Genomic DNA, 11,788 nt, shown 5'->3' with positions numbered 1-11,788 from the left:
GGCCGCCATCGATCACTCTAGCTGATGACCCTGTGCAACCGCCGTCAGAGGGGCATCCGCTCGCCGACGGGCACGTCTTCGCGCAGGGTGTTGCTGGGCTGGGCGAGGGGGCACGACCACGACGGATCGTAGGCGCACGACGGGTTGTAGGCGAAGTTGAAGTCGATGACGAGGGAGTCGGGCTCGGCCCCCGGCCCGAGGTCGGCGCCCTTCACCGCGTCGAGCAGGTATCGGCCGCCGCCATAGGTGCCACCGGGAGTGCCGGCCAGCCGATCTTTGACGGGCACGAAGAGCCCGCCGCCGTAGCCGGTGAGCCGCCACACGTCGAGGGTGCCGAGGTAGGGGATGCGCACGTCGCCGACGAGCGAGAACGGGATCACGCCGTCGGTCGCGCTGTCGACGGCGATGCGCACGGGCTCGGCGGCGCGTCGAACCTCCAGTTCGAATCGCCAATCAGGGTCGTACCTGGCCACCGTGAGTCCCGTGAAGCTGGCCCGGTCGTCGGGCAGCAACGGCGATTGCGGATGCCCCGCGAAGAGCTCGTCCCGCGCGGACTTCCACAGCTCGTGGCCGGCCGCAGGGGAGTGCACGCTCAACTGACGCACGCCCGAGTAGAGCCCGAAAACGCGTCGCCGCCAGTCGGCCAGCTGGAGCGCGCCGATCGAGTCGGTCATGCCGCCGCCCCCATGGGGGCGTGCGCCGCCGCTGCGGCGCTCTCGGATGCCGCGGCATCCGCGGTGCCCGGCGGGTCGTAGCGCCAGCCGGGCGCGAGCTGCCGCAACCGCATACCGCGCCACTGCCAGAACACCCACGTCGGATACCAGGCGAGCGCGTCGAGGGCGCCGGCGCTCGCGAGCAATTGGTCACGGTAGAGGGTGCGACCGTCGGGAAGGGCCGAAACGGCCATGCGATGATCCCAACTCTCGAACGCGGCGAACGGCCCGGTCTCGGCGCCGCCACCGTCGCGCAGCATCCGCACGCCGACGGGCAGGCCGCCGGGGCTGCTCAGCTCGACGCGCTCCTCGCCGATCGGGTAGCGGCGGAAGGCGAGCACCCGCAAGCGGTGCGGCCCCTCCGGCCAGACCGTCGGCAGGCCGCCCGGCTCGAGCGAGTCGAAGTCGAGCCACGGCGCGACGACCTCGCGCAGCACGGCCGGACTCCGGAGCGCCCGCCATGCGGCATCCGGAGTGCAATCGAGCTTGAGTTTCAACAGCACCCGCATGAGCCGAGAGTAGGGCGCTCGGATGCCCCTGCCAAGTGCCGCGCCGGATTCGAGGCGTTGCACGGCTCACTCGGACCACGAACGCCTAGACTCCCGCTCATGCCCGACGGACTCTGGTGGTTGCCCTCCCTCCTCGTCTTCGGGGCCGCTGCCGCGGCGCTCGTGGCTGGGGTGGTGGCGCTGCGCCGGAGCGGTGCACGCCGGGAGCGCACGGCGCTCGCCGCGGGCGCCGCTGCTGAGGTGCGTGCGAAGGTGCTCATCGTGCAGGCAGACAACGCCGTGCGCGATGCGGAACGCGAAGTCGCTTACGCAGAGGCGCAGTTCGGCTCGGAACAGGCGCGCGCGATGCGCACGGCGCTCGATTCGGCGCGGAGCTGGCTGCGGGAGGCGTTCGTCCTGCAGCAGCGCCTCGATGACGCCGAGGCGGATACTGCGGCCGAACGACGGACCTGGAGCAGCCGAATCGAAGGACTCTGCAACTCTGTGATCGGGGTGCTCGATGACGCGGAGTCTTCTCTCGCATCCCGTCGACGCAGCGAACGCGGGGTGCACACGGAGCTGCCTGCGCTGCGTGAGCAGGCCGAACGGCTCGGTCGCCGTCGTCTCGAGGCCGAGGAGATGCTCGAGCGACTCGGCACGAGGTTCGCGCCGTCGGCGCTCGCCGCCGGGCGAGGTGCAGCGACCCGGGTCGACGCCGCGCTCGCCGAGGTGACCGTGTCGCTCGACGAGGCCGAGGCGAGCTTTGCACGTGCCGAGCCGGCGGCCGATCGCTTGGGATCCGCGGAGGACGCACTCGCACGCGCGACCCGCGACCTAGCGGAGATCGACGCCGTCGAGCAGGCCCTCGCGGCCGCGCAATCGGATGCGTCGCGCGAGGCCGCCGCACTCGACCGCGAGCTCGTGGCGGCGCGGCGCGAGCGCGATGCCCAGGAGGATCCCGACGCTGCCGAGGCGCTCGGTTCGGCGATCGGGGACGGCTCGGCTGCGATGGCCGAGCGTGCCGAACTGGCCGGTGACCCGTTCACCGACCGCGACCGGCTCCGGGCGTGTCGCGACCGGCTTGAGGTCGCACGCGCTGCCGCCCGCAACGCGCAGGGCCGACTCGACGGCGCCCGCGGGGCGTTGGGCGGTGCGATCGCCATCGCCGAGAGCCAGTTGCGGGTCGCCCGTGCAGCGATCGATCGGGGCGGACACGCGGTCGGCGCGGATGCCCGCACCAGGCTCGCCGAGGCCGAACGCCAGCTCGTCATCGCCCATCAGGAGCCGGACCCGGTGGCGGCGCTCGACGCGGCGCGCCGGGCGACGTCGCGGGCGAGCGACGCCGAGGCCCTGGCGCTCTATCGCACCAGGTGAGGGTTCTGGCGCACCAGGTGAGGGTTCTGTCGCACCAGGTGAGGGTTCTGTCGCGCCAGGTGCGCGCTCAGGCGCCGCGCCAGGTGAGTGTTCAGGCGCCGCGGCCCGCGTCGAGTCGGTGCGCCTGCACCGCGTCGTAGGTGCGCCGCAGCGATTCACTCGCGCGTTCGAAATCGCCCTGCAGTAGGCGCACGACCAGAAAGTCGACGAGGGCCATCTGGGCGAGTCGGCTCGACATCGCCCCGGTGCGGTAACGGGACTCGCGCGCCGAGGTCGCGAGCACGAGGTCGGCGCTCGTGCCGAGCGGCGAGGCGGGGTAGTTCGTGATCGCGATGGTCGTCGCGCCGCCCGCCCGTGCCAGCTCGAGCATCTGGTTGGTCTCGATGGTGAGCCCCGAGTGCGAGATGCCGACGGCCACCCACCCCGGGCGAGCGAGCGCGAGCGAGGTGAGTGCGAGATGTGCGTCGGACCAGCAGTAGCTCGTGAAGCCCACCCGGTGCAGTTTCTGGTGCAGGTCTTCGCCGGTGAGGCCGCTGGAGCCCGCGCCGAAGATCTCGATGCGCGGCGCCGCCCTGATCGCCGCCACCGCCGCGTCGAGCGCGACGAGGTCGAGGCTGCGGGCAGTCTCCTCGATCGCACGCACCTCCTGGTAGGCGACCTTCGTCACGAGGTCGAGGGCGCTGTCGTCGGGATCGATCTCGGCGTCCGAGACGCGGAACAACTCCTGGGCGGCGGCTTCACGGCTCTGCGCGGCCGCGATCGCCATGCGGAACTCCTTGTACCCGCCGAAGCCTGCCGCGCGGCAGAATCGCGCGACGCTCGCTTGCGATGTGCCGCACAGTTCGGCGAGTCGCGTGATCGTCGAGTCGACGACGATCGCGGGGTCGTCGATCACCATCTCGGCGATGCGCCGTTCGGATTTGCTGAGCGCCGGCATGCGCTGGCGGAGGGCGATGAACACGTCGCTGGTCATGCTGTCCCTTTCCCGAGGAGGCGGCGTCGGTGACACGTCGGCGCAACGACAGGCGCGCGGTCGACGTCCGCACCGGGTGGACTCGGTTGGCTAGGAATACTACCGATCGAACCCAATCCATCGGGGCTCCTCGCGATCATTGGAAAAAATGACCAGCTCTCTTCCATTCACTGACAGTTTTGTCCATACTGTCGGAAACACGATTCATCCGCAGGTTGAAAAGGACCGCTTCGTTCCATGGAACTCTCCCCATCGCACGCCGACGCCGCAGCCGGCGCGATCGACACCTCCCCGACCGAGGGGCGGCTCGATGAATCGATCGGCCTCGATGGCGCGTCGATCGAAGAGCTTCTCCAACTCCTGAACGTCCACGACCGGATCGCCGTCGACGCGGTCGCGAAGGTACTGCCCGAGATCGCGATGCTCGTCGATCACGCCGCCGATCGGGTGCGCCGCGGCGGCGCAGTGCACTACTTCGGTGCGGGCACCTCCGGGCGGCTGGGCGTGCTCGACGCGGCCGAACTCCTGCCGACCTTCAACCTCGACGACGGCGTCGTCGTCGCTCACATCGCAGGCGGTGCACCCGCCCTCGTGCGTGCGGTCGAAGATGCCGAGGACTCGGCAGATGAGGGTCGGGCGGCGGCCGCGGGCATCACCGACCGTGACCTCGTCATCGGCCTCGCGGCATCCGGGAACACCCCGTACGTCGGTGGCGCGCTCGCCGCAGCGAAGCGGGCCGGCGCGTACACGGCGCTCGTCTCCTGCAACCCGAACTCCGCATTCGGTGGCCTCGTCGACCGCGACATCGTGCTCGAGACCGGCGCAGAGGTCATCACCGGATCCACCCGGCTGAAGGCGGGCACCGCCGAGAAACTCGTGCTCAACGGCTTCTCGACGGCCCTCATGGTCGCGCTCGGGCGCACCTGGTCGAACCTCATGGTCTCCGTCGTCGCCACCAACGACAAGCTTCGCCGGCGCACCGTGCGCATCCTCGGCGAGGCCACGGGCGTCGAGCCGGATGCGGCGGCGCGAATGCTCGCCGACGCCGACGGCGAGCTGAAGACCGCAATCGTCGCGAGCCTCGCGGGCGTCGACATCGTCGAGGCGCGCGCGGCGCTCGGCGGCAATGCCGACTCCGTGCGCGACGCGGTCGCAGCGCTTCGCCCGATCGAGCGCGGCTGACGGCCGCGAACACCGACCGCACATACGTATCACCGCATCACCGCACCGCAATCCCATCACCACACCGAAGGAGTACACACATGAGGCGACGCACACTGACGTTCGCTGCCGCGGCTCTCGGCTCGGTCCTCGTGCTCAGCGCCTGCGCGCCGAGCGCGCCGAGCGGCGGGTCGGAGACGGCCGGCGAAGACGTCACACTGAAGGTCTGGTCGTGGCGCACCGAAGACGTCGAGGCGTACAACTCGATCTTCGACGTCTTCGAAGAGGCGCACCCGGGCATCACCGTCGAGTTCGAGGCGTTCCAGAACACCGAGTACAACCAGATCCTGACGACCGGCCTCGCCGGCTCCGACGGGCCGGACGTGCCCATGGTTCGCGCATACGGGCAGCTCCAGCCGAACATCGAGGCCGGCCAACTCGAGGCGATCGACGGCAAGGTCGACGGCGTCGACGAGATCGCGCCGAGCGTGCTCGCGGGCGCGAAGGGCAAGGCCGACGGCGAGCTCTACGCTGTGCCCCTTGCGACACAGACCCTGCAGGTGTTCTACAACAAGGCGATCTTCGAGGAGCACGACCTCGAGGTGCCGAAGACGTGGGACGACTTCATCGAGCTCAACGAGTCGCTGCTCGCGGCCGGCGTGACCCCGATGGCGCTCGGCGCGAAAGACGCCTGGATGCTACCGATCTTCTCGGACATCTTCGGCTCTGCGCGCTACGGCGGCACGGCCTTCGAGGAGAAGATCCTCGACGGTTCGACGACGTTCGAAGACCCCGACTACGTCGACTCCCTGCAGATCGTCTCCGACATGCAGAAGTACCTGACCCCCGACGTCGTCGGCGTCAGCTACACCGACAGCCAGATCCAGTTCACCTCGGGGCAGGCGGCGCAGTTCCCTGGCGGCTCGTTCGAGATCGCCACCTTCCGCACGCAGGCACCCGACCTGGAACTGGGTTCGTACCAGGTGCCGCTGCCCCCGAACGCCGTCTCGGAGGCGCCGGTCAGCCCGGCGTACGCCGACGGCAACTTCGCGATCAACTCGAAGTCGAAGAACCAGGACGCCGCGTTCGAGTTGCTCAACTGGCTCGCGACTCCCGAGTTCGGTCAGCTCGTCGCCGATGAGCTCAACCAGTTCTCGGCGATCCCCGGGGTCGAGTACTCCGACGAGGTCATGAAGGAGGCGTGGGACAACTACCAGGAGGGCGAGGCGCCGTACCTCCTCCTCGTCGACTTCCGGTACGGCGAGCCCCAGGGCACCGCGGTGCTCGGCGAGCAGGTGCAGAAGATGTTCCTCGGCGAAACCGACCCCGCCGGCGTCGCGAACGCGCTGCAGACGGGTGTCTCGCAGTGGTTCGTGCCCGGCGAATGATCGAACTGGTCGAGTAGCAGTCGCCCAGCACCCATCCCCGAAGCCCGAAGAGGAATGAAGACCATGTCCGTCATCACGCGACGCGCGACGCCGCGACGCGCCACGCGCACGGGGATCACCCTGTCGCGACGGGCGGGCATGGTCTTCGTCCTCCCAGCCCTCATCCTCTTCGCCGTCTTCATCCTCTATCCGCTGCTCACCGCCCTCAGCTATTCGTTCTTCGGGTGGACCGGCATCCTGCGCGAGGGGTTCGTCGGGGTCGAGAACTACGTGACCCTGTTCACGCAGCTCCCGTACAGCACCGACATCCCGAACGCCTTCGTGCACAACCTGATGCTCTTCATCGGGGCCATGGTGTTCCAGAACACCGTCGGTCTCGGGCTCGCGATCCTGCTGCACCGGATGCGACGATTCAAGCGCTTCTTCCAGACGATGTACACGCTGCCCTACCTCGTGTCGCCCCTCGTCGTGGGCTACCTCTGGTCGCTCATGCTGTCGCCGCTGTTCGGTCCGGTGAACTCGGTGCTGCGAGCGATCGGCCCGGGCGACCTCGCGCAACCGTGGCTGGGCGACCCGGCGACGGCGATCTGGGTCGTCGTGCTCGTGACCGCGTGGCAGTGGATCGGTTTCCCGGTGCTGCTCTACGGCGCGGCGCTCGGGGGTATCCCGGAAGAGATCGACGAGGCGGCCTCGCTCGACGGCGCCGGCCCCTGGCAGCGGTTCAGTTCGATCACCCTGCCCATGCTGGTGCCCGCGATCGGCACGGTGAGCGTGTTGACCTTCATCGGCGCCATGGAGGCCTTCCCGATTCCGTACGCCCTCGGCGGCTCCCAGGGCAGCCCGGCCGGCGCGACCGACGTGCTGAGCCTGCTCTTCTACCGCACCGCGTTCGAGTCGGGCTCCTCCAACGCGATCGGCACCTCCTCGGCGATCGCGACCCTGCTCTTCCTCTTCATCTTCGGAGTCTCGATGCTCATCACCTGGCTCATGCGCCGTGCTGAACGGCGGCTGTACTGATGACGACGCTCGCCTCCGGTGCTGCGACCGACTCCGAAGAGTCGGCCGCCACTCGTCACGGGCGCGGCCGCGAGTCGCGACGCCGCAAGCCGGTCACGTTCGGCGGGGCCGCCGCGTCGACCTTCCTGTGGATCTACGCGCTCGTCTCCATCGCGCCGCTCCTGCTGATGGTGTCGAACTCGCTGCGCACGACGCCCGACATGGCGCAGAACCCGCTGGGCCTGCCGTTGCCGCCGAACTTCGCGAGCTACCAGAAGGCGTGGATCACGGCGTCGTTCGACACCTACTTCTTCAACTCGATCTTCGTGACGGTCAGCTCGGTGCTGCTCTCGACGGCGGTCTCGCTGCTCGCGGCGTACGCCTTCGCGCGCACCCGCTCGAAGCTCTTCGGCGTGCTCGAGGCGACGTTCCTCTCGGGCCTCATGCTGCCCGTGTTCCTTGCGATCCTGCCTCTCTTCTTCTTGCTCGACAGCCTCGGCATGGTGAGCAACCTGTGGAGCCTGATCCTCGTCTACGGCGCCCTCGGCATCCCGTTCTCCACGTTCGTGCTGGCGAGCTTCTTCCGCCAGCTTCCGATCGAGCTCGACGAGGCGGCCAGGCTCGACGGCGCCGGCCCGTTCGCGACCTTCTGGCGAGTGCACCTGCCGCTCGTCAAGCCGGCGATCGCCACGGTCATCGTGTTCCGTTTCGTGCCGGTGTGGAACGACTTCTTTTATCCGCTGATCCTCATCCGCGATCAGGACGCATACACCCTTCCGGTCGGCATCACTCGGTTCTTCGGCGAGTACCAGACCGACTGGGCGACGCTCTTCGCGGGGCTGACGCTCGCGACGATTCCGCTCGTGGTGCTGTTCCTCATCGCGACGAAACAGATCGTCTCGGGGCTGACCGCCGGCATGAGCAAGTGATCACCGTCATCCGGCGAAGGGGTCGCCGCCGCACGGGATAGCCTGTGGGGGTGAACGAGCAGAACCCGAGCCCCGATGCCCAATCGAAGTATCAGGTGCGGTTCGACTGGGGCCGCCGCGGTGCGGCGCGCATTGGCGAAGGGGTCGACCTGCTCGTCTGGGTCGATGTGGTGCCGGATGCCTCTGTGGCGGATGCTTCTGTGCCGGATGCTGTGGTGTCGGATGCTGCGGTGTCGGCGGATGCTTCGGCGCCGGACCTGCCCGAGGGTGTCGTCTCACTCGCGCCCGTCGATGCCGCCGTGCTCGCCGCGGGATTCGTCGATGCGACCGCGACCGCGCGTTGGATCCTCGCCGAACAGGAGCGCCTGGGCCGTCGCGCATTCATCGCGATCATCGCCGCGGGCGATGCAGACGAGGGATTCACCGCCGAAGACCTGCTCGGTGCCGGAGCCATCATCGATGCGCTGGCATCGCTCGGCATCGACGACACCTCGCCAGAGGCAGCGGTCGCGACCGCGGCGTTCGGGGGTCTGCGTCGAGCGGTGCGCCACCTCACCTCGGCGTCGGTCTCGGGCCGTGCAGCCGCAGCTGCAGGCATGAGCACCGGCGAGCTGCACGAGGTCGCCCTACTCGACTCGATCCAGACGGTGCGAGTCGTGCGCTCGGGCGGGGCGGTCGCCGAGGCATCCGTCGATTGATCGCAGCGCCCGCGTCTCGTCGCTGCGCGGTCGTGGGCGCTGGCGCATCCGTCGACCGATCTCGGCGCACTCCTCCCGGCGCAGTGCGGCCGTCGTGGGCGCTAGCGGGGCATCCGACGAGGCATCCGTCGACCGAACTCAGCGCCTGCGTCTCGTCTCGCGGTCGCCGTGGTGACCACTCACGCGGCGGGGCGCACGGCCTTCCGCGCCCGGTGTGCGCGAACCTTGGCGCGATTTCCGCAGCGCTGCATGGAGCACCATCGGCGACTCGCCGCCCTCGAGGTGTCGAGGTACACGATCTCGCAGTCGGCGCCCGAGCAGCAGCGGATGCGCTCGACGCTCGCCGGCGCGAAGAGGTCGACGGCGTCGCGCGCGATGGTGGAGAGCGACTGCGGCACGGTCTGCACCGAGCGGCCGGCTTGCCGGGAGCCGCCCGCGAGCGTCGGCGGGATGTCTGGAGTGGCCGCATAGAGGTTCACGAGGTCGACGTCGGCGGCGCGCAGCGGCTCTTCGCGGCTCGCCGCCACTGCCATACGGCTGATCGCGTCGCGCAGGGCGATCGCGTCGAAGAGATCGCGGGAGCGCGCTGCGCCCACGGGCACCGGGAACCGTTCGTGCAGCCACCGCGTGAGGTCGTCGGGTGCGTGGAGTCGCTCGCCCGACTGCAGGCCGCCGATCTGACCGGTGTACGCGAAGTCGAGCGCGAACGAACCCGAATCGAACCACCAGCGAGTGCCTTCGCCGCCGGTGAACCATTGCCCGACGGCGATCGAGACGGTGGAGACGGGCATACAACCAAGGTACTGGCTTACGAGACCCCTCATCGACGGCGTGGCTCGGGGATGTATGCGGCGAACGGCATGATGGTCGACCGAGGCCGGTCGATGTCGGCTGACGACGAGTCAGGCCGCAGCGTGCTGACCTCTGGGCAGAGCGAAGCGCGCCTTGCCGCCGAGTCGGGGTGTTCTGTGCGGATCGACGTGCGGTGGGGGGATGAACCACACCTGACTCGCGGTCGCGCGAATCTCCCAGGCCTCGCGGTGGATCATGTGGTGGCAGAAGCTGCACAGCATGACGCCGTTGGCGAGGTCGGTCGGCCCGTCGTCGCGCTTCCACCAGCGGATGTGGTGGGCGTCGACGTAGCCGATGTTCTGCCCGCACGAGGCGCAGCCACCATCGCGCTCAGCGAGAGCGAGACGCTGCGCCTTCGTGAAGCGGCGAGCGGTGCGACCGAGGTCGAGTGGCACGGACTGGCCGCCGAGGACGGCGGGAATGAGCTCGGCATCGGCGGCCATGCGCCTGGCGGTGCCGGCGGAGATCGGTTGCTCGATGCCATCGATGTCGGCATGCCCGAGCCCGTCGGTGAGCGTGCGCAGGTCGAGGCGGATCACGACGGACGTCTTGGCAAGCGGGGTGAGGGTCTGCGTGCAGCCGAGGGTGTGCCGGGCGAGAGCGGCGAGTGCGTCGGCTTGGATCTGCGGGATCGACCGTGCATCTTCGATCACGGCACCCGTCTCGTCGGGCTTGGGCTCACGTCGGCGCAACACGTCGCTGACGAGCGCCTCGATGGCTGCCTTGACGGGTGCGGCGGACTCCGGGTCGAGCCGGGCGTGCAGGTGCAGCATGCCGGCGCCGTCTTCACGCATCGTCAAGGACCGCTCCTGCCGGAGGGCCTCCTCGCGGGGCTCGACCCCGGATTCGTCGAGACGCGCCTCTGCTTCACGGACTCCGCGCATGAGCAACTCGAGGGAAACCCGCCCGGCGAGTTCGACGAGTGCGGCTTCGACCACGTCGGCCAGTGCCGCGTCGGCGCGCAGCGCGACGCGGTCGAGCATCGAGGTGATCGCCGAGGCCGCCTCGACACTGATCGACGCCGTCGCCAAGGTGGCGGCGACGTGAGGGTGGGGCGCCGGGGCCCGGTGGCCGCCGAAGGTCTGCCGTTCGGCGGTCGCGGTGCCGACCGCGATGAGTTTCGCAGCATCGCCCCGCGAACTGCCGAGGGAGGCCGCGATGAGCCTGACCGGGTTGTGGAAGCCCTGCGCCTTCGCGAGACCGTCGTTGCCGAACGTGCTGCCCGAGCGCTTGGCGACTTCGGCGGCAACCCGGGTCAGCAACGCGTCGGCGTCGCGGCGGACCTGCGCGAGCGTCTCGGTCACTCGCATCAAGGCCGCGTCGCTCATTTGCTCGAGCTCGCCTTGCGTCGAACCCGTGGTCGCACCGAACGCCGGCAGGCCGTCTGCCCACCTCGCGCGCAAGGCATCGAGGTCGCGCTCGAGCGCCTGCAGCGGTCGCGGGTGTTCTTCCATGCTTCGATCCTGCACCCACCCACCGACATTCGGAGCGGGTCGGAATACAAACCTGATCTGCGAAAACTGCCTGTGGAGAACTTGGCGAATGCGACCCTGTGGAGGATGAGTCAGTGAGGTTCACGCCGACGAAGCGGGCAGCCGAGCTGGTGCGCGCCAGGAGGCATCCGTCGGCTCTCTCGAACCTCACGGGTGCGCGGTCGACTCGCACGTCTCGAGACGACCTGCAGGCGGCGTGTGCGCGTACCCCACTCAGCCGCTGGCCGCGCTCGCCGCCTTGCGCCGCACTGCGGCGGTGATCTCGCGACGGTGCCACACGATGAGGTTCGCGCGGTCGAAGCCTCGCCGGCACAGCCCGCAGCTCAACTGGCGCTGAGGCTCGCGGTAGCGGAAGTGCTCGTGGCCGGCCGGGCACTGCCCGATCCAGGGCGCAAGTTCGTGGGCCACTTCGCCGTCATGGGTGCGACGGCCGACGTACCCGAGGCTGGATGCGATCGACGCCCATTTCGGCCCGTGTGCTGCGCGCGGCCCGGCGAGGGCGTGCGCGACCTCGTGCAGCAGGATCTGGTGGACCTCGTCGTCGTCGTAGCGGGCGGCGAGGTAGCGCGAGACCGAGATGCGTTTGTCGGTGTAGTTGCAGAGGCCGGCGCGCTTCTTCGCGTTGTCGAACCCGAACGTCCAGGTGGCAGTGTCGAGATGCAGCACGATGAGGGCCTCGGCCCACCGCCGCACGCGCTCGAGATCCGCCATGGAACAGACAAT

The 11,788-nt window shown here is 69.4% G+C and carries 12 protein-coding genes; 6 read left to right on the top strand and 6 right to left on the bottom strand.

Going from position 1 to position 11,788, the window contains the following annotated elements; all coding sequences use genetic code 11:
- Nucleotides 1–44: 44 nt before the first annotated feature.
- Both AC1C2U_RS17480 and AC1C2U_RS17475 read right to left on the bottom strand, forming a co-directional pair.
- Entirely contained in the window at nt 45–674 is a 630-nt protein-coding gene (locus tag AC1C2U_RS17480) for a DUF1684 domain-containing protein (protein WP_495363039.1), read from the bottom strand.
- Nucleotides 671–1,222: a hypothetical protein gene (locus AC1C2U_RS17475; RefSeq protein ID WP_495363038.1), complete on the bottom strand. Its 552-nt coding sequence runs from the start codon at nt 1,220–1,222 to the stop codon at nt 671–673. The genes AC1C2U_RS17480 and AC1C2U_RS17475 overlap by 4 nt, the downstream gene beginning before the upstream one ends.
- A gap of 99 nt (nt 1,223–1,321) precedes the next feature.
- Between AC1C2U_RS17475 and AC1C2U_RS17470 the strand changes: the two genes are divergently transcribed.
- Nucleotides 1,322–2,575: a hypothetical protein gene (locus AC1C2U_RS17470; protein WP_495363037.1), complete on the top strand. Its 1,254-nt coding sequence runs from the start codon at nt 1,322–1,324 to the stop codon at nt 2,573–2,575.
- 91 nt (nt 2,576–2,666) lie between these two features.
- On the opposite strand, the gene AC1C2U_RS17465 is transcribed toward AC1C2U_RS17470, so the two are convergent.
- On the bottom strand, nt 2,667–3,548 hold the full coding sequence (locus tag AC1C2U_RS17465) for a MurR/RpiR family transcriptional regulator (protein WP_495363036.1): 882 nt from the start codon (nt 3,546–3,548) through the stop codon (nt 2,667–2,669).
- Nucleotides 3,549–3,785: 237 nt separating this feature from the next.
- Here AC1C2U_RS17465 and AC1C2U_RS17460 point away from each other — a divergent pair, with 237 nt between their 5' ends.
- The 5 genes from AC1C2U_RS17460 to AC1C2U_RS17440 all read left to right on the top strand — a co-directional run bounded on the left by AC1C2U_RS17460 (nt 3,786) and on the right by AC1C2U_RS17440 (nt 8,720).
- Complete coding sequence (locus AC1C2U_RS17460) at nt 3,786–4,730, top strand: N-acetylmuramic acid 6-phosphate etherase (RefSeq protein WP_495363035.1); 945 nt, start codon at nt 3,786–3,788, stop codon at nt 4,728–4,730.
- 80 nt (nt 4,731–4,810) lie between these two features.
- Nucleotides 4,811–6,097 carry an ABC transporter substrate-binding protein gene (locus tag AC1C2U_RS17455; RefSeq protein WP_495363034.1) on the top strand — a complete coding sequence of 429 codons (1,287 nt, stop codon included), beginning with the start codon at nt 4,811–4,813 and terminating at the stop codon, nt 6,095–6,097.
- A 63-nt stretch (nt 6,098–6,160) separates the two neighbouring features.
- Complete coding sequence (locus tag AC1C2U_RS17450; protein ID WP_495363033.1) at nt 6,161–7,114, top strand: carbohydrate ABC transporter permease; 954 nt, start codon at nt 6,161–6,163, stop codon at nt 7,112–7,114.
- On the top strand, nt 7,114–8,022 hold the full coding sequence (locus tag AC1C2U_RS17445) for a carbohydrate ABC transporter permease (protein WP_495363032.1): 909 nt from the start codon (nt 7,114–7,116) through the stop codon (nt 8,020–8,022). The genes AC1C2U_RS17450 and AC1C2U_RS17445 overlap by 1 nt, the downstream gene beginning before the upstream one ends.
- A gap of 50 nt (nt 8,023–8,072) precedes the next feature.
- Nucleotides 8,073–8,720: a 2-phosphosulfolactate phosphatase gene (locus AC1C2U_RS17440; RefSeq protein WP_495363031.1), complete on the top strand. Its 648-nt coding sequence runs from the start codon at nt 8,073–8,075 to the stop codon at nt 8,718–8,720.
- A gap of 179 nt (nt 8,721–8,899) precedes the next feature.
- Here the strand turns inward: AC1C2U_RS17440 and AC1C2U_RS17435 are convergent, their stop codons facing one another.
- From AC1C2U_RS17435 to AC1C2U_RS17425, 3 genes are all read right to left on the bottom strand, one after another.
- A complete protein-coding gene (locus tag AC1C2U_RS17435; protein WP_495363030.1) occupies nt 8,900–9,511 on the bottom strand; it encodes a CGNR zinc finger domain-containing protein in 612 nt (203 codons plus the stop codon).
- Between the two features lie 111 nt (nt 9,512–9,622).
- On the bottom strand, nt 9,623–11,026 hold the full coding sequence (locus tag AC1C2U_RS17430) for an HNH endonuclease signature motif containing protein (protein WP_495363029.1): 1,404 nt from the start codon (nt 11,024–11,026) through the stop codon (nt 9,623–9,625).
- Between the two features lie 252 nt (nt 11,027–11,278).
- Complete coding sequence (locus AC1C2U_RS17425; RefSeq protein WP_495363028.1) at nt 11,279–11,776, bottom strand: SprT-like domain-containing protein; 498 nt, start codon at nt 11,774–11,776, stop codon at nt 11,279–11,281.
- Nucleotides 11,777–11,788 lie beyond the last annotated feature (12 nt).

The organism is Agromyces sp. Y575 (genome assembly GCF_059445445.1).
The sequence above is the reverse complement of the archived record's forward strand: the minus strand, read 5'-3'. Positions and strand labels throughout refer to the sequence as shown.

Coding starts and splice junctions, on each gene's coding strand:
- AC1C2U_RS17430 (WP_495363029.1), bottom strand. CDS start 11,026: ATGGAAGAACACCCGCGACCGCTGCAGGCGCTCGAGCGCGACCTCGAT.
- AC1C2U_RS17425 (WP_495363028.1), bottom strand. CDS start 11,776: ATGGCGGATCTCGAGCGCGTGCGGCGGTGGGCCGAGGCCCTCATCGTG.
- AC1C2U_RS17435 (WP_495363030.1), bottom strand. CDS start 9,511: ATGCCCGTCTCCACCGTCTCGATCGCCGTCGGGCAATGGTTCACCGGC.
- AC1C2U_RS17450 (WP_495363033.1), top strand. CDS start 6,161: ATGTCCGTCATCACGCGACGCGCGACGCCGCGACGCGCCACGCGCACG.
- AC1C2U_RS17475 (WP_495363038.1), bottom strand. CDS start 1,222: ATGCGGGTGCTGTTGAAACTCAAGCTCGATTGCACTCCGGATGCCGCA.
- AC1C2U_RS17460 (WP_495363035.1), top strand. CDS start 3,786: ATGGAACTCTCCCCATCGCACGCCGACGCCGCAGCCGGCGCGATCGAC.
- AC1C2U_RS17445 (WP_495363032.1), top strand. CDS start 7,114: ATGACGACGCTCGCCTCCGGTGCTGCGACCGACTCCGAAGAGTCGGCC.
- AC1C2U_RS17470 (WP_495363037.1), top strand. CDS start 1,322: ATGCCCGACGGACTCTGGTGGTTGCCCTCCCTCCTCGTCTTCGGGGCC.
- AC1C2U_RS17480 (WP_495363039.1), bottom strand. CDS start 674: ATGACCGACTCGATCGGCGCGCTCCAGCTGGCCGACTGGCGGCGACGC.
- AC1C2U_RS17465 (WP_495363036.1), bottom strand. CDS start 3,548: ATGACCAGCGACGTGTTCATCGCCCTCCGCCAGCGCATGCCGGCGCTC.
- AC1C2U_RS17455 (WP_495363034.1), top strand. CDS start 4,811: ATGAGGCGACGCACACTGACGTTCGCTGCCGCGGCTCTCGGCTCGGTC.